The following is a 14,641-nucleotide window of genomic DNA, read 5'->3' as shown; positions in this document are numbered from 1 at the left end:
CATGCTCAAGCCAGCTTCGACAGCCGCAGCTGGAACAGCACCTTGGTCACCAGCAGGCGCTCCTCGATCGGTTTCAGCACCAGGTCGTTGGCACCTTCGCGCAGCAACGCGGCCTGGTTGTCGCGGTTGTCGTCGCCGGTCATCATCACCATCGGCAGGCGGCGCTTGCCGTAGCGGAACACCCCGCGGATCTGGTTGAGCAGTTCGCGACCGCTGAGCGCGCCCTTCAGGTAGACGTCGCTGAGCAGCAGGTCGGCACCGACGTCACCGTCCTTGCGGCCGATGAACTTGTGCAGGTGATCCAGTGCCTCCTCCGCGCTGATGACGTGCTGCACCTGCATGCCATGGCGCTCCAGCATGCGCTTGGTGGCCACCGCCACCACCCGGCTGTCTTCCACGTAGAGCACGCGCGCACCCTCGATCGGCGCCGGGTGCACGTAGCCGCGCACGAACGCGGCCAGCGCGTCCTGCCCCAGCGACTTGTCGAAATAGTCGGTGATGTCCTCGGTGAAGGCGCGCGTCTCCAACGCCTCCTGCGCACTGCCGGAAATCACGATCACCGGCACGTAAGCCTGCCCGGACGCCTCGCGCACGCTGCGCGCCAGTGCCAGGCCATCGCCGTCGGGCAGCGCCAGCGCGGTGGTCACCAGGTCCACCGTGCCTTCGGCCAGCGCCGCGCGGGCCTCGGCAATACTGGCGCACCCCACCACCACCACCCCCGGCAATTCCTTGCGCAGGGTGTCGCCCACCAGCTTGCGCACCAGCTTGCTGCCATCGGCCACCATCACCCGCGGGGCGTCGCTGACCACATGGCGAAGATCGTGCTTGTCGGCCATTTCAATGTCCTTGTGTGCGGGTTTGCCGCAGGTAATGCCCGGCCACCAGGCCCGCGCCCAGCCAGCCCAGCAGCGCGGCACCCGCCAATACGCCCAGTGCCTGCAACGGCGACAAGCCATGCAGGGTGAAGTGACTGCCGTAGCGCGCCGTCAGCGTGGCCAGTGGTGCCTGCAGTGCCAGCCACGCCACGCTCAGGATGCCCAGCGCCAGCGCACCTGCCGCCAGGCCATACCACGCCCCGAGATAGAGAAACGGCCGCCGCACGAAGCCATCGCTGGCCCCCAGCAATTGCAGCACGCCGATTTCCTCGCGCCGCGCCTGGATGTCCAGCCGCACGGTATTGCCCACCACCAGCAACGCCCCCAGCCCCAGCAACGCGGCCAGCACCTGCACCGCGCGCGTGCCGAAGCCCAGCCAGGCCAGCAGGCGCTCGCGCCAGAGCGCATCGTATTGGACGTGCTCCACGCCGTCGGCAGCCTGCAACTGGTCCACCAGCGCGCGCTCGTCCCCCTTCGGCGTCACCCGCAGCAGGGGCGGCAGCGCTGCCTGCGCGGCGGCGTCCCCCAGCGCATCGATCGCCGCCGCCAGGTCCGCGCGCTGGCGCAACGTGGCCAGCGATTGCGCCGGTTGCACCACCTGCACCGCCTGCACGTCGCCACGCGCGCGCAATTGCGCGGCCAGCGCCTGCGCCCGGGCAACATCCTGCCCGGGACGCAGGAACACGCTGATTTCGCGCGTGGCCTGCACCTGCCCGCCCAACTGCTGCACGTTGCCCAGCACCACCGCCAACCCCAGCGGCAGCGCCAGCGCCACCGCCATCACGCCCACGGTGAGCAAGGTGGCCCACGGCCGTCGCAGCATGCGCCCGAGACTGGCGACGATGCTGAAGCCGTGGTGTTCCAGCCACGCACCGAACCGGCGCGTGGGCGCATCCGCAACCCGCTCATTCATCCACCAGGTCCTCCGGGGCGATGTCGTCCACCAGCCGGCCTTGATCCAGCACCAGCACGCGCTTTTTCATCCGCTTGACCAGCCCGAGGTCGTGGCTGGCCACCAGCACGCTGGTGCCACGCTCGGGCAGGGCCGCCAGCAGCGCCATGATTTCCGTCGACAGCGCGGGGTCGAGGTTGCCGGTGGGTTCGTCGGCAATCAGCAACGCGGGCTCGGCCACCACCGCGCGGGCGATGCCCACCCGCTGCTGTTCGCCCGCCGACAGCTGCGAAGGCAGGGCGCGTTCACGCGCGGCCAGCCCCAGTTTGTCGAGGATGCTGCGCACCCGCTTGCCGGCATCGCCACGCTTGATCCCGCGCAACACCAGCGGCAGCGCCACGTTGTCGGCCACGCTGCGGTCCATCAGTAGCTGGTGGTTCTGGTAGACCACGCCGACATTGCGGCGGTGCGCGGCGATCGCGCCACCCCGCACCCGCGCCAGGTTGCGCTCGTCGAACAGCACCGCGCCGCGGCTGGGACGTTCGGCCAGCTGGATCAATTTCAGCAGCGTGCTCTTGCCGGCACCGGAACGGCCGGTGACGAACAGCATCTCCCCCGCGTCCACGGCGAAGCTGACCTCCGCCAGTGCAGCGTGGCCGCCCGGATATTGCTTGCTGACGTTGTCGAAACGCAGAACCGGCATGCGAGCACCGAATACGGAACCGGCGTGCAGTATCGCCCGAGCCGCCGACTGCGGCCAGCACGGGCGAGGGCTGCGTTCAGTGTTGCTGGTTGGGCGAACGCGTCACCAGTGATTTCAGGCCACGGCCAATGCGCGCCAGCAGCGACGGCTTGTCGGACCCGGGGGCAGGCTTGCCCGGCTTGGCCGGCACGAAGGTGGGCGCGGCGGATGCGGCAGCCGCCTGGCCATTGGCGACCGCCTCGCCCCCCGCCACCGGCTGCCCGCGACGACGACGACGGCGCTTGCGTTCCGGACGCTCGCCTTCCGCCGCCGGTGTGGCAGCGGGGGTGGCAGCGACGGGGGTGGCGGGTGCGACGACAGGTGCCGTGACGGCCGCCCCTTCCACGCGCGGCTTGCGTGGCCCGCGCGGGGGACGCCCATCGCCGCTGCGGCGCTCGCCGGAGCCGCTGCGGCCACCGCGCTCGCCACCACTGCTGCGGCCACCACGCTTGGCATCTTCGGCGGCACGGGCTTCGCGCACTTCCTTGTAGATTTCACCGATGCTGTCGCCGTCCTCATCCTGCGCCGGCCTGGCGCGCTCGTGGCGCGGCAGCGCGGTCAGCAGCTCGGTGGTCACCGGCTCGGACGGGATTTTCTGTTCGATGTAGGCCTCGATGTCGGGCAGGCTCATCGCATAGCGCTCGCAGGCGAAGCTGATGGCATCGCCTTCCTCGCCCAACCGCGCGGTGCGGCCGATGCGGTGCACGTAGTCCTCGGCATCGAACGGCAGGTCGTAGTTGTAGACGTACTTGATGCCGTCGATGTGCAGCCCGCGCGCGGCCACGTCGGTGGCCACCAGGATCTCCAGCGTGCCGGCCTGGAACTTCTTCAGCAGCGATTCGCGCTTCTTCTGCGGCACGTCGCCGCTGAGCACGCCGACCCGATAGCCGGCCTTTTCCAGCGCCCGCGCCACCCGCTCCACGAACACCTTGGTATTGACGAACACCATCGTCCGCGCGCCTTCGCTGCGCGACAGCAGGCCCAGCAGCAGCGGCAGCTTTTCGTCGTCGGCCGGGTAATACAGCTTCTGGCGGACGCGCGCGGCGGTGATGGTTTCGGTTTCCACCACCAGCTTCTGCGGCTCGTTCATGTGCTCGTAGGCCAGCTCCAGCACGCGGTGGCTGAGGGTGGCGGAGAACAGCAGGGTCTGGCGGGTACCGCGCTCGGGCATGCGGCGCAGCAGGAAGCGGATGTCCTTGATGAAACCGAGGTCGAACATGCGGTCGGCTTCGTCCAGCACGCACACCTCGCAGGCGTGCAGGCTGACCACCTTGTGCTGCTTGACGTAGTCGATCAGCCGGCCGGGGGTGGCGATGATCACGTCGGCGCCGGCCTGCAGCAGCTCGCGCTGCTTGTCGTAGTCCACGCCGCCGTACACCAGCGCGAACTTCAGGCCGAGGTCGGAGGCGAACTTCACCGCGTCCTTGTGGATCTGGATGGCCAGCTCGCGGGTCGGCGCCAGGATCAGCGCGCGCGGATCCTCCGGCTTGCGGTCGGCCAGCGCCGGGCGGGTCAGCAGGCGGTTGATGACCGCGACCAGGAAGGCCAGGGTCTTGCCGGTGCCGGTCTGGGCCTGGCCGGCGACGTCGCCGCCGGGCAGCGCCACCGGCAGGGTCATCGCCTGGATGGGGGTGCAGCGGGTGAAGCCGGCGCCTTCCAGCCCGGCCAGCAGGTCCGGGTGCAGCTCGAAGGTGGAAAAGGTGATGTCGGTCAGGGGCTTGTCGGACACGGTGTCTGCCTCGGAAGGTGGCAGGCACGCGGGCCCAGAACGCCGCGTTGCACTTCGCCACTTGCATGAATGGAGGGCAGCCGCGCAGACTGCCGGGACAATTCCGGGGCTGGTCGTTCCCGGCACGGCGCCATGAAAAACCCGGCGCAACCTTCCAAGTTTAACACCCGCGCGGCCTGCCGCGCCCCGCAACCTTCTGGAGCCGACATGAGCGATACCGTCCTGCACGCCACCGACACCGATTTCGACAGCCTGGTACTGGCCTCCGATCAACCGGTGCTGGTGGATTTCTGGGCCCCCTGGTGCGGCCCGTGCAAGATGATCGCGCCGGCACTGGACCAGCTTGCCGCCGATTACGCCGGCAAGGCCAAGGTGGTGAAAGTGGACGTCGACCAGAACCAGCAGACCGCAATGAAGTACCACGTGCGCAGCATCCCGATGCTGCTGGTGTTCAAGGGCGGGCAGATCCACAGCCAGCAGATCGGCGCGGTGGGCAAGGCCCAGCTGGCGCAAATGATCGACAAGGCACTCTGACGCCTCCCCGTCCACCCGCCCTTCCCCATCGCCGGGGAAGGGCATGAACTTGCAAGCTGGCCCGCACTGGTGCTAGCGTTTGCCATGCTCCGGCGCTGATCGGTTGTTTCCACGGCGCGCCGCACCCCGACTGATCCACTCCTTCACGATCCCGCCCGCGCCTGCGGGCGCTTGCAACGCAAGCGAGGTTTTCCCCTTGTCCGACCCCACCAACGACGCCAGCGGCGAAGTCGCCGAAAAGCGCGTGCGCAAACCCCGCGTGGCCAAACCGCGCGCCCCCGAACAGTCCGAAATCGCACTGTCGCCGGCAGCACCCGCAACCGTCGCCGCAGCGCCCGTCGCACCCGCACCGACACCACCGGCACAGCCCGCATCTGCACCCGGCCCTGCGCCCGTGCCGGCGCATGGCGAGCAGCAGCGCGAAGGCGGTCGCCAGCAGCAGGGTGATGCCGGTGGCCAGGACAACCAGGACGGCAGCCAGGACGGCGGCCAACGCGACGGCCACCGCAACAGCCGCCGCGAACGCTTCAAGAACCGTCGCGAACGCCAGCGCGAGCGTTGGCGCGACGGTGGCATGCAGGACGAAGGCGGCGGCAATGGCGAGGCCTTCGTGCCGCGCCCGCACCCGCAGGTGCCGGAAGGCTTCCCGGTGTATTCGCTGGGCGATTTGAAGCGGATGCCGGCGCACAAATTGCTGGACGTTGCCGAGCAGCTGCAAATCAGCGAAGGCGTGGCGCGTGCGCGCAAGCAGGACATCATCTTCGCGATCCTGAAGATCCTGACCCGCCACGGCGAAGGCGTGCAGGCCGACGGCGTGCTGGAGATCCTGCCCGACGGCTTCGGCTTCCTGCGCGCGGCCGAGGCCAGTTATCTGGCCGGCCCCGACGACACCTACATCAGCCCGTCGCAGATCCGCCGCTTCAACCTGCGTACCGGCGACCACGTCTCCGGCCGCATCCGCTGGCCCAAGGACGGCGAGCGTTACTTCGCGCTGAACATCGTCGACACCATCAACGGCGAGCCGCTGGAAGCAAGCAAGAACAAGACCCTGTTCGAAAATCTGACCCCGCTGTTCCCGCGCAAGCGCTTCAAGCTGGAACGCGGCGACGGCTCCAGCGAGGACATCACCGGCCGCATCCTCGACCTGATGGCCCCGCAGGGCAAGGGCCAGCGCGCGCTGATCGTCAGCCCGCCGAAGGCCGGCAAGACGATGATGATGCAGCAGATCGCCAGCGCCATCACCTACAACCACCCCGACGTGCACCTGATCGTGCTGTTGATCGACGAGCGTCCGGAAGAAGTGACCGAAATGCAGCGCACCGTGCGCGGCGAGGTCATTTCCTCCACCTTCGACGAACCCGCCGCGCGCCATGTGCAGGTCGCGGAAATGGTGATCGAGCGCGCCAAGCGCCTGGTGGAACACAAGAAGGACGTGGTGATTTTGCTGGACTCCATCACCCGCCTGGCCCGCGCCTACAACAACGTGCTGCCCAGCAGCGGCAAGGTGCTGACCGGCGGCGTGGACAGCAACGCCATGCACCGCCCGAAGCGCTTTTTCGGCGCGGCGCGCAACGTGGAAGAAGGCGGCAGCCTGACCATCATTGCGACAGCGCTGGTGGACACCGGCAGCGCGATGGACAAGGTGATCTACGAAGAGTTCAAGGGCACCGGCAACAGCGAAGTGCATCTGGACCGCCGCATCACCGAGAAGCGCGTGTACCCGGCGATCGGCGTCAACCTGTCCGGCACCCGCCGCGAGGATTTGTTGATCGAGCCGGAGCTGCTGCAGAAGATCTGGATCCTGCGCAAGCTGCTGCACCCCATGGACGAAATCGCCGCGATGGAGTTCCTGCTCGACAAGATGAAGAACACCAAGAGCAACGACGAGTTCTTCAGCTCGATGAAGCGCTGAGTGCGGCGCGCGGGGACGGCAGGCGGCACCCATGCCCGAATCCTTCCCCGCGCTGCTGGCCCGCATCCGTGCCTGCCGCATTTGCGAAGCCCGGCTGCCACTGGGCCCACGCCCGGTGGTGCAGGCGTCACCGTCGGCGCGTTTGCTGATCGTCAGCCAGGCACCGGGGCGCAAGGTGCACGCCACCGGCATCCCCTTCAACGACCCCAGCGGCGACACCCTGCGCGACTGGCTGGGCGTGGATGCGGCCACCTTTTACGACGCCGCGCGAATCGCCATCGTGCCGATGGGCTTGTGCTTCCCCGGCACCGGCAAGAACGGCGACCTGCCACCGCGCCCCGAATGCGCGCCGCAATGGCATCCACGCCTGCTGCCCAGGCTGCGCCACGTGCAGCTCACGCTGGTCATCGGCCAATACGCGCAGGCAGGGCTGCTGGGCACGCCGCGTGGCACCCGCCTGACCGACACCGTGCAGGCCTGGCGCACGCACCTGCAACAGCACCGCAGGCTGCCGCTGCCACACCCCAGCCCACGCAACCGCCTGTGGTTGACGCGCAACCCCTGGTTCGCCGCAGAACTGCTGCCCGAATTGCGCCTGCAGGTGGCGAAGGCGCTGCGCGGCTGATGGCGACCGGCGAACATGCGCCACCGCCATCCAGCATCTCGTCAACACCGCAGCAGCAGGAACACGCGCGGTTCCACCTGCGTCAGCGAAAACCCGAAACGCCGCGCCAGCCACTGCAGCGTGGGCAGGCGGTGGAAGCTCAGGTGGGTGCGGTCGTCGCGGTAGCGCCAGCGCAGGAAGCGTTCGGGGGTATCCGGAGCCAACTGCGTCATCACCCCCAGCCAGCCACCGGGGCGCACCAGTGCCGCCAGCTGCGCCCAGCCGGCCAACGGGTCACGGAAGTGCTCCACCACTTCGGTGCAGGTGACGACATCGTATTGCCGCCCCAGCAGGGTGGCATCGGGGGCGTAGAACGGGTCGTAATCGGCCATCGCCAGCCCCGCGTCACGCAGCAGCAGCGACAGCACCGGCCCGGGCCCGCAGCCGAAGTCCAGCCCCTGCATCCCCGGCTGCAAGTGCTCCCGCAGGGGCCCGGCAAGGCGGCTCAGGAACGCGCGATAGCCGGCGTCTTCCGGCGTGTTGCGGTGCAGATCGTAGATCGCGCGCTCGTCCTGCGGCGACAAATGCGCGGCCGGGTCGGCGCTGACCAGCGCACAGTCCGTGCAGGCGAAATAGCGACGCATGCGGTCTTCGCAGAACAGGCCTGCCACGCCACCGCACAACGGGCAGGCCATCGCCTGTGGCACGGTCTCCGGCATCAGGCCCGGTCCGTGGCGAATGCCAGCACATGCCCGTCCGGGTCGAGCACGTATCCGGCCACATGGCCCCAGTCCCTGGGTGCCGGCGCGGCCAGCGCGCGCGCACCGGCGGCCAACGCGCGCGCATGCGCCGCCATCGGGTCGTCCACGCACAGGTACAGCTCGCAACGGGGGATGCCGGCAGCCTGCGCCGGGTCGGGCAGCGCCGCGCCCAGCAAGCGGCGAATGCCCTGCTCGGGCATCAGGCCCAACACCGCACCGCCGGGCAGGTCGAACTCGGTCATGCCCGGCACGTCCAGCCGCGGCGCACGCGCCAGGGCTGCCGCGTAAAACGCGCGGCTGCGCGCCTGCTCGGCGACATACAGGATGAAGTGGACCATCGCAGTTGCTTGCGCCGCCATCACATCCTCCGGCATTGGTCGATGTGCGCCATTCTCGCCAAACCCCGCCATGCTGGAAACCCGCGCCGGCTGCCTTGCGGCCGTCCTCGTCCGAACCCCGGACTAGGGCATAATCCCCTGTCCTTGCCTGCATCGCGCAGGCACTCCAGCCGGAACCGCACGCCGCATGGCCCGCATCATCGCCGTTGCCAACCAGAAGGGCGGGGTTGGCAAGACCACCACCGCCGTCAACCTTGCCGCCGCGCTGGCCCGCACGCCCAAGCGCGTGCTGCTGGCGGACCTGGACCCGCAAGGCAACGCCACGATGGGCAGCGGCATCGACAAGCGCGAACTGTCGGCGTCGGTGACCGACGTACTGCTGGGCGAAGCCGCGCCGCAAGCAGCCGTGGTGCGTTGCGAGGACGGCTTTGACCTGCTGCCCGGCAACATCGACCTGACCGCGGCCGAATTGCAGCTGATGGATGCCGACAATCGCGAAGGCCGCCTGCAGGCGGCATTGGGTGCACTGCGCGATCGTTATGACTTCATCCTCATCGATTGCCCGCCGTCGCTGTCCATCCTCACCCTGAACGCACTCACCGCCGCCGATTCGGTGCTGGTGCCGATGCAGTGCGAGTACTACGCACTGGAAGGACTGAGCGCATTGCTGGACACCATCAACGCATTGAAGGGCCGGCTCAACCCGCAGCTTGAAATCGAAGGCGTGCTGCGCACCATGTTCGACGTGCGCAACAACCTCGCCAATGCGGTGTCGGCCGAACTGACCCAGCACTTCGGCGATCTGGTGTTCCGCACGATCGTGCCCCGCAACGTGCGCCTGGCCGAAGCCCCCAGCCACGGCCAGAGCATCCTCGGCTACGACAAGGCCAGCCGTGGCAGCGTGGCCTATCTGGGGCTGGCCGGCGAAGTGTTGCGCCGGCAGCGCGAACGCACTCAGGCGGGCAAGGAGAAAGCGGCATGAACGCAGGCAAGGACGCCGGGAAGACCGTCACCGCCAAGAAGCGCGGCCTGGGCCGTGGGCTGGAAGCCTTGCTGGGCCCCAAGGCCGCCGCCGCCGCGCCGGTGCTGGAAGCGCAGCCGGGCGACACGCTGCGCACGCTGCCGGTGGATGCGATGGTGCCGGGCAAGTACCAGCCGCGGCGCACCATGGACGACGCCAAGCTGGAGGAACTGGCTGCCTCCATCCGCATGCAGGGCGTGATCCAGCCGATCGTGGTGCGCGAGCGCCTGGGCGCCGACGGCAAGGGCGGCCGCACTTACGAGATCATTGCCGGCGAACGCCGCTGGCGCGCCAGCCAACGCGCTGAACTGGCCGAAGTGCCGGTGGTCATTCGTGAAGTGGATGACCGCACCGTGGTGGCGATGGCGCTGATCGAGAACATCCAGCGCGAGGACCTCAACCCGCTGGAGGAAGCGCAGGCGCTGCAGCGGCTGATCGACGAATTCGACCTCACCCACGCCGCTGCCGCCGAAGCGGTGGGGCGCTCGCGGGCGGCGGTGAGCAACCTGCTGCGCCTGCTGGAATTGCCCGAAGCCATCCGCGTGCTGGTGCAGACCGGCGCGATAGAAATGGGCCATGCGCGCGCGCTGTTGCCGCTGGCCGAACCGATGGCGGTGGCGCTGGCGAAGCAGGCCGCCGAGGAAGGCTGGTCGGTGCGCCAGGTGGAACACCGCGTGCAGCAACTGGCCGCCGGCAAGCTGCCGGTGGAGCCGAAGAAGTCCGCGTCCAAGGCCAAGCCGCCCCAAGCCGACATCGCCGCGCTGGAGCGCGAGCTGTCGGAGACGCTGGGCAGCAAGGTCAACGTGCTCAACGGGCGCGGCAACAAGGGCAAGCTGGTGATCCACTACGCCAACCTCGACGCGCTGGACGGCGTGCTGGAACGGCTGCGCAACCGGTCGTGAGGTCGCTGCGCGCATGAGTGGATCGCCGCAACTCTCCGTCGTCGTCCCCGTGCACAACGAGGAAGACAATGTCGCCCCGTTGGTGGGCGAGATCCTCGCCGCGCTGCGTGGGCGGGTCGATTTCGAAATCGTGTACGTCGACGACGCCTCGCGCGACGCCACCCTGCAGCGCCTGCGCGACCTGCAGGCGGCGACGCCGGAGCTGCGCGTGGTTCGCCACCTCACCAACGCCGGCCAGAGCACCGCGGTGCGCAACGGGGTGAAGGCCGCGTGCGCGCCGTGGATCGCGACGCTGGATGGCGATGGCCAGAACGACCCGGCCGACATCCCCCACCTGCTGGCGAAGCGCGACGCCGCATCGGCGGACGTGAAGCTGTTCGCTGGCTGGCGGGTCAACCGTCAGGACAGCGGCAGCAAGCGCTGGGCATCGAAATGGGCCAATGCGATCCGCAGCCGCATGCTGCGCGACGCCACGCCCGACACCGGCTGCGGCATCAAGTTGTTCGCGCGCGAGGCCTTCCTGGATCTGCCCTACTTCGACCACATGCACCGCTACCTGCCGGCGCTGATGCAGCGCGCCGGCTGGCAGACCGTCAGCGTGCCGGTGAACCACCGCCACCGCACCGCCGGCGTGTCCAAATACACCAATTTCGGCCGCGCCATCGTCGGCATCAAGGACCTGCTGGGTGTGAGCTGGCTGATCCAGCGCAGCCGCCGCACCGCCACCGAGGAAGTGCGGCAGTGATGCCGCCACCGGTCGGCTTCATGGACACCCCGCTGGCGGCGCTGGCGTGGACCGGCATCCACATGAGCCCGTGGAAGCTGATCGGGCTGGTCGGCGCACTGATGTTCGGCGGCCGCTGGCTGGTGCAGTTCATCGCCAGCAAGCGCCAAGGCAAGCCGGTGATCCCGCGGCTGTTCTGGTACATGAGCATCCTCGGCAGCCTGATGACGCTGAGTTATTTCATCTTCGGCAAGAACGACGCGGTGGGCATCCTGCAGAACCTGTTCCCCAGCTTCACCGCCTGCTACAGCCTGTACCTGGACATCCGCCACCGCGGCTGGAAGCGCGACCGCGCAGGGCATTGACCCCCCTTCGTCACTTCCCGCCACAGTGCCCGCCGGCTACCCTCCAGTACCCTTGCCAGCGGATCCCTCCTCGTGAAGCGCCTCGCCCTCGCTCCCGCACTTTGCCTTGCACTTTGCCTGTGCCTGCCTGCCACCGGCGTCTTCGCGCAGGCCGTGCCGACCGCCACGCCGCAGGCCACCGCCGCCGACCGCGCCTTCCAGGCGATCTACCAGGCCGAATGGGCATGGCGCATGCAGCAGGCCTCCGGCGGCGAGGAAGACGGCGACCCCAACGCCACCACCCACAACACGCACCTGCCGGATGTCGGGCCGCAGGCGCAGGCTGCCAAGCTGGCTTACCTGCAAGGCGTGCTCAAACAGCTCGATGGCGTGGATGTGCAGGCGCTCTCCCCCGCCGAGCAGGTGAACTACGCGATCTATCGCCCGCAGATCGAGCATGCCGCCGCGTCGCTGCGTTTCCGCGACTACGAGATGCCGTTCAACTCCGACAGCGCGTTCTGGTCGAACCTCGACTTCATGGCCCGCGCCGACCTGCGCGAAGCCGCCGCCTACCACGCCTACGCGGCGCGGCTGCGCGACGTACCGCGCTACTTCGACCAGCAGATCGCCAACATGCGCGCCGGGCTGGCGCGCGGGTTCTCGGTGCCGCGCGCGGTGCTGGCGGGGCGCGACGGGGCCATCGCGATGACGGCCGAACTGCAGGACCCGGAAGCCGCGTCGCTGTGGGCCCCCTACAAGACCCTGCCCGGCACGATTCCTGCCGCCGAACAGGAGGCCCTGCGCACCGAAGGCCGCGCCGCGATTCGGGACGCGGTGATTCCCGCGTTCGCGCGCCTGCTTGCGTTCTATCGCAACGAGTACATGCCCAAGGCGCGGACCACGCTGGCGGCGGAAGCGATGCCGGACGGCAAGGCGTGGTATCGCGAACAGATCAGGACCTACACCACGCTGGACCTGTCGCCGGATGACATCCACGCGATCGGCCTGCGGGAAGTGGCGTCGATCCGCGCCGAGATGGACGCGATCATTGACGGGCTGGGCTTTGAGGGAACGTCCAAGGAAAACCGCTTCAGCGATTTCCTGCACTTCCTGCGCACGGACCCGCAGTTCTACGCCAGGACCCCGCAGGAGCTGCTCAACGATGCAGCGTGGATCAGCAAGCAGGTGGACGGACAGGTCGGCAGGATCATCGGCACCTTGCCGCGCGGGCGTTTCACCATCGTGCCGGTGCCGGCGTCGATCGCCCCGTTCTGGACGGCAGGGCGCGGTGGCGCGGGCACCTATTGGGTCAACACCTACGACCTGCCCAGCCGCCCGCTGTACAACCTGCCGGCGCTGACCCTGCACGAGTCGTCGCCGGGGCATGCACTGCAGCAGTCGCTGGTGCTGGAGCAGGGCGCGCTGCCCGGCTTCCGCAAGGACTACATCAGCGCCTATGGCGAGGGCTGGGGCCTGTACAGCGAATGGCTGGGCAAGGAAATGGGCATCTACCGGACCCCGTACGAGGATTTCGGCCGCCTGACCTACGCCATGTGGCGCGCCTGCCGGCTGGTGATCGACACCGGCATCCACCACCAGGGCTGGTCGCGTGCGCAGGCCATCGCCTACCTGAAAGACAACACCGCGCTGTCCGAACACGAAGTGGAAACCGAGGTGGACCGCTACATCAGCTGGCCGGCACAGGCGCTGAGCTACAAGCTGGGCGAACTGACGATCATGCGCCTGCGCCGCGAGGCGGAAACCACGCTGGGCACCAGGTTCGACGAACGCGGCTTCCACGATGCCATCCTGTCGCAGGGCGCGCTGCCGCTGCCGGTGCTGGAGGCGCAGGTGCGGGCGTGGATGGCGGCGCAGCAGGCGAAATAGACCCGGCGTCATGCATCGGGACATAGGGATCGCAATGGGCAAACGTCTCGCACTTGGTTTCTTGCTGTTGTTCATCGTCTATCAGGCATCCGAAGGCCTGCAAACGGTCATCGCACCCGGCAGCCCCGTCGGCCCGGTGCTGATGCTGCTGGCCTTGCTGCTGGCCTGGCCGGTGGGGCGCTGGATCGACGGCAGCGGATGGCGGGCGTTCGGGTTGGTGCGCAGGCAGTGGCTGGGCATCCTGGCCGGCGGCTTTGCGGTGGCCGTGCTGGCCAAGCTGGCCGGGGAAATGACGGCGCTGGGGCTGGGTTTCGAGCAGTACGCACCGTCCGTTGCGGTTCCGCTGACGGCACTGGCGCTGCTGGCACTGACCACCTTCGTCCCGTCGCTGGCCGAAGACATCCTCACCCGCGGTGTCCTGCTGCGCTTCACCCCCGGGCCGCTGGGCTTCTGGGGTTACGTGCTGGGCTCGGCGCTGCTGTACACCCTCAACCACGTCTGGCGCTTCGATTGGGGGCTCAGCGAGCAGGTCCGGCTGTTCTGCCTCGGCCTGGCCTACGGTGCCGCGGCCTACCGCTTCGGCTCATTGTGGGCGGCGGTGGGCCTGCACTGGCTGGAATTTCACCACCGCGGCCCTGTCGCAATGGTTGCCGGGGGCGATGCTGGATGCCACCGGCGGCCGGCTGGCCTCCGCCGGCGTGCATCTCCTGGTTTTCGTCCTCGTTGCGGGCTGGGTGCGCACGCCGCGGGAAGCGGCGGAAGAACATCCGCAGGCCGCGACACCGGGCGGCCCCGGGGCCGGCACGGCCCCGCCCGCCTCCGGGCCGCTTGCTTGCTCCGACCGGAAAATCCCCGCATAATGCGCGGCTCGCTGCGTCCTGCAGCGCTTCCCGCCGTGGATTTCACGCCGGGGCCGCCGTCACCCGGGCTACGGGCGACAACCACACACCATCGAGGTGCACAGTGTCCAAAGTCTGCCAAGTCACCGGCAAGCGTACGACGACCGGCAACAACGTCTCGCATTCGAACCGCAAGACCCGTCGTCGCTTCATGCCCAACCTCCACGAGCGCCGCTTCTGGGTCGCTTCGGAAAACCGCTGGGTCAAGCTCCGCATTTCCAATGCCGCGCTGCGCACCATCGACAAGAACGGCATCGATGCCGTCCTGGCCGACCTGCGCAAGCAGGGCGAGAAGGTCTGAGGAGGACTGAATCATGGCTACCAAGCGCGACAAGATCCGTCTGATTTCCTCGGCCGGCACCGGTCATTTCTACACGACCGACAAGAACAAGAAGAACACCCCGAACAAGATGGAGGTCAGCAAGTACGACCCCGTCGTTCGCAAGCACGTGATGTACAAGGAAGGCAAGATCAAGT

General features: G+C 68.5%; 17 protein-coding genes and 1 pseudogene. 11 read left to right on the top strand and 7 right to left on the bottom strand.

The window, feature by feature from the left end:
- Positions 1-5: 5 nt before the first annotated feature.
- From ACE3OK_RS11525 to rhlB, 4 genes are all read right to left on the bottom strand, one after another.
- Positions 6-836, bottom strand: a complete 831-nt coding sequence (locus ACE3OK_RS11525) for a response regulator (RefSeq protein ID WP_374249687.1) — start codon at positions 834-836, stop codon at positions 6-8.
- 1 nt (position 837) lies between these two features.
- The gene (gene ftsX / locus ACE3OK_RS11520; RefSeq protein WP_374249686.1) at positions 838-1,788 is read right to left on the bottom strand and encodes a permease-like cell division protein FtsX; all 951 of its coding nucleotides are present in this window, start codon (positions 1,786-1,788) and stop codon (positions 838-840) included.
- The gene (gene ftsE / locus ACE3OK_RS11515) at positions 1,781-2,470 is read right to left on the bottom strand and encodes a cell division ATP-binding protein FtsE (RefSeq protein WP_374249685.1); all 690 of its coding nucleotides are present in this window, start codon (positions 2,468-2,470) and stop codon (positions 1,781-1,783) included. The genes ftsX and ftsE overlap by 8 nt, the downstream gene beginning before the upstream one ends.
- Positions 2,471-2,546: 76 nt before the next feature.
- Positions 2,547-4,238 carry an ATP-dependent RNA helicase RhlB gene (gene rhlB / locus ACE3OK_RS11510; RefSeq protein WP_374249684.1) on the bottom strand — a complete coding sequence of 564 codons (1,692 nt, stop codon included), beginning with the start codon at positions 4,236-4,238 and terminating at the stop codon, positions 2,547-2,549.
- A gap of 207 nt (positions 4,239-4,445) precedes the next feature.
- On the opposite strand from rhlB, the gene trxA reads away from it, so the two are divergent.
- The 3 genes from trxA to ACE3OK_RS11495 all read left to right on the top strand — a co-directional run bounded on the left by trxA (position 4,446) and on the right by ACE3OK_RS11495 (position 7,309).
- Complete coding sequence (trxA, locus tag ACE3OK_RS11505) at positions 4,446-4,772, top strand: thioredoxin (protein WP_374249683.1); 327 nt, start codon at positions 4,446-4,448, stop codon at positions 4,770-4,772.
- A gap of 196 nt (positions 4,773-4,968) precedes the next feature.
- On the top strand, positions 4,969-6,684 hold the full coding sequence (rho, locus tag ACE3OK_RS11500) for a transcription termination factor Rho (protein WP_374249682.1): 1,716 nt from the start codon (positions 4,969-4,971) through the stop codon (positions 6,682-6,684).
- A 31-nt stretch (positions 6,685-6,715) separates the two neighbouring features.
- A complete protein-coding gene (locus tag ACE3OK_RS11495; protein WP_374249681.1) occupies positions 6,716-7,309 on the top strand; it encodes a uracil-DNA glycosylase family protein in 594 nt (197 codons plus the stop codon).
- 41 nt (positions 7,310-7,350) lie between these two features.
- Here the strand turns inward: ACE3OK_RS11495 and ACE3OK_RS11490 are convergent, their stop codons facing one another.
- Positions 7,351-8,007, bottom strand: coding sequence for a class I SAM-dependent methyltransferase (locus ACE3OK_RS11490; protein WP_374249680.1), 657 nt, complete (start codon positions 8,005-8,007; stop codon positions 7,351-7,353).
- Positions 8,007-8,408, bottom strand: coding sequence for a VOC family protein (locus ACE3OK_RS11485; protein WP_374249679.1), 402 nt, complete (start codon positions 8,406-8,408; stop codon positions 8,007-8,009). Before ACE3OK_RS11485 ends, ACE3OK_RS11490 begins: the two co-directional genes overlap by 1 nt.
- 166 nt (positions 8,409-8,574) lie before the next feature.
- Between ACE3OK_RS11485 and ACE3OK_RS11480 the strand changes: the two genes are divergently transcribed.
- From ACE3OK_RS11480 to ACE3OK_RS11460, 5 genes are all read left to right on the top strand, one after another.
- On the top strand, positions 8,575-9,369 hold the full coding sequence (locus tag ACE3OK_RS11480; protein ID WP_374249678.1) for a ParA family protein: 795 nt from the start codon (positions 8,575-8,577) through the stop codon (positions 9,367-9,369).
- On the top strand, positions 9,366-10,310 hold the full coding sequence (locus ACE3OK_RS11475; RefSeq protein ID WP_374249677.1) for a ParB/RepB/Spo0J family partition protein: 945 nt from the start codon (positions 9,366-9,368) through the stop codon (positions 10,308-10,310). Before ACE3OK_RS11480 ends, ACE3OK_RS11475 begins: the two co-directional genes overlap by 4 nt.
- A gap of 13 nt (positions 10,311-10,323) precedes the next feature.
- Positions 10,324-11,055, top strand: coding sequence for a glycosyltransferase family 2 protein (locus tag ACE3OK_RS11470; protein WP_374249676.1), 732 nt, complete (start codon positions 10,324-10,326; stop codon positions 11,053-11,055).
- Between the two features lie 20 nt (positions 11,056-11,075).
- Complete coding sequence (locus ACE3OK_RS11465; RefSeq protein WP_374249729.1) at positions 11,076-11,399, top strand: lipid-A-disaccharide synthase N-terminal domain-containing protein; 324 nt, start codon at positions 11,076-11,078, stop codon at positions 11,397-11,399.
- Between the two features lie 72 nt (positions 11,400-11,471).
- Positions 11,472-13,265: a DUF885 family protein gene (locus ACE3OK_RS11460; protein ID WP_374249675.1), complete on the top strand. Its 1,794-nt coding sequence runs from the start codon at positions 11,472-11,474 to the stop codon at positions 13,263-13,265.
- A gap of 81 nt (positions 13,266-13,346) precedes the next feature.
- On the opposite strand, the gene ACE3OK_RS11455 is transcribed toward ACE3OK_RS11460, so the two are convergent.
- A complete protein-coding gene (locus tag ACE3OK_RS11455; protein WP_374249674.1) occupies positions 13,347-13,667 on the bottom strand; it encodes a hypothetical protein in 321 nt (106 codons plus the stop codon).
- On the opposite strand from ACE3OK_RS11455, the pseudogene ACE3OK_RS11450 reads away from it, so the two are divergent.
- The 3 genes and pseudogenes from ACE3OK_RS11450 to rpmG form a co-directional block, all read left to right on the top strand.
- Positions 13,555-13,821, top strand: a pseudogene (locus ACE3OK_RS11450) (type II CAAX prenyl endopeptidase Rce1 family protein); the annotation flags it as partial. The gene ACE3OK_RS11455 and the pseudogene ACE3OK_RS11450 sit on opposite strands and share 113 nt — an antisense overlap.
- A 407-nt stretch (positions 13,822-14,228) precedes the next feature.
- A complete protein-coding gene (gene rpmB / locus ACE3OK_RS11445; RefSeq protein WP_330947264.1) occupies positions 14,229-14,465 on the top strand; it encodes a 50S ribosomal protein L28 in 237 nt (78 codons plus the stop codon).
- A gap of 13 nt (positions 14,466-14,478) precedes the next feature.
- On the top strand, positions 14,479-14,641 hold a 163-nt coding region (gene rpmG / locus ACE3OK_RS11440), incomplete at its 3' end, for a 50S ribosomal protein L33 (RefSeq protein ID WP_028840080.1).

The sequence above is a fragment of the Thermomonas sp. genome (genome assembly GCF_041905325.1).
GTDB lineage: Bacteria > Pseudomonadota > Gammaproteobacteria > Xanthomonadales > Xanthomonadaceae > Thermomonas.
The sequence above is the reverse complement of the archived record's forward strand: the minus strand, read 5'-3'. Positions and strand labels throughout refer to the sequence as shown.

Coding starts and splice junctions, on each gene's coding strand:
- ACE3OK_RS11525 (WP_374249687.1), bottom strand. CDS start 836: ATGGCCGACAAGCACGATCTTCGCCATGTGGTCAGCGACGCCCCGCGG.
- ftsX (WP_374249686.1), bottom strand. CDS start 1,788: ATGAATGAGCGGGTTGCGGATGCGCCCACGCGCCGGTTCGGTGCGTGG.
- ftsE (WP_374249685.1), bottom strand. CDS start 2,470: ATGCCGGTTCTGCGTTTCGACAACGTCAGCAAGCAATATCCGGGCGGC.
- trxA (WP_374249683.1), top strand. CDS start 4,446: ATGAGCGATACCGTCCTGCACGCCACCGACACCGATTTCGACAGCCTG.
- ACE3OK_RS11495 (WP_374249681.1), top strand. CDS start 6,716: ATGCCCGAATCCTTCCCCGCGCTGCTGGCCCGCATCCGTGCCTGCCGC.
- ACE3OK_RS11490 (WP_374249680.1), bottom strand. CDS start 8,007: ATGCCGGAGACCGTGCCACAGGCGATGGCCTGCCCGTTGTGCGGTGGC.
- ACE3OK_RS11485 (WP_374249679.1), bottom strand. CDS start 8,408: ATGGCGGCGCAAGCAACTGCGATGGTCCACTTCATCCTGTATGTCGCC.
- ACE3OK_RS11480 (WP_374249678.1), top strand. CDS start 8,575: ATGGCCCGCATCATCGCCGTTGCCAACCAGAAGGGCGGGGTTGGCAAG.
- ACE3OK_RS11475 (WP_374249677.1), top strand. CDS start 9,366: ATGAACGCAGGCAAGGACGCCGGGAAGACCGTCACCGCCAAGAAGCGC.
- ACE3OK_RS11470 (WP_374249676.1), top strand. CDS start 10,324: ATGAGTGGATCGCCGCAACTCTCCGTCGTCGTCCCCGTGCACAACGAG.
- ACE3OK_RS11465 (WP_374249729.1), top strand. CDS start 11,076: ATGGACACCCCGCTGGCGGCGCTGGCGTGGACCGGCATCCACATGAGC.
- ACE3OK_RS11455 (WP_374249674.1), bottom strand. CDS start 13,667: ATGTCTTCGGCCAGCGACGGGACGAAGGTGGTCAGTGCCAGCAGCGCC.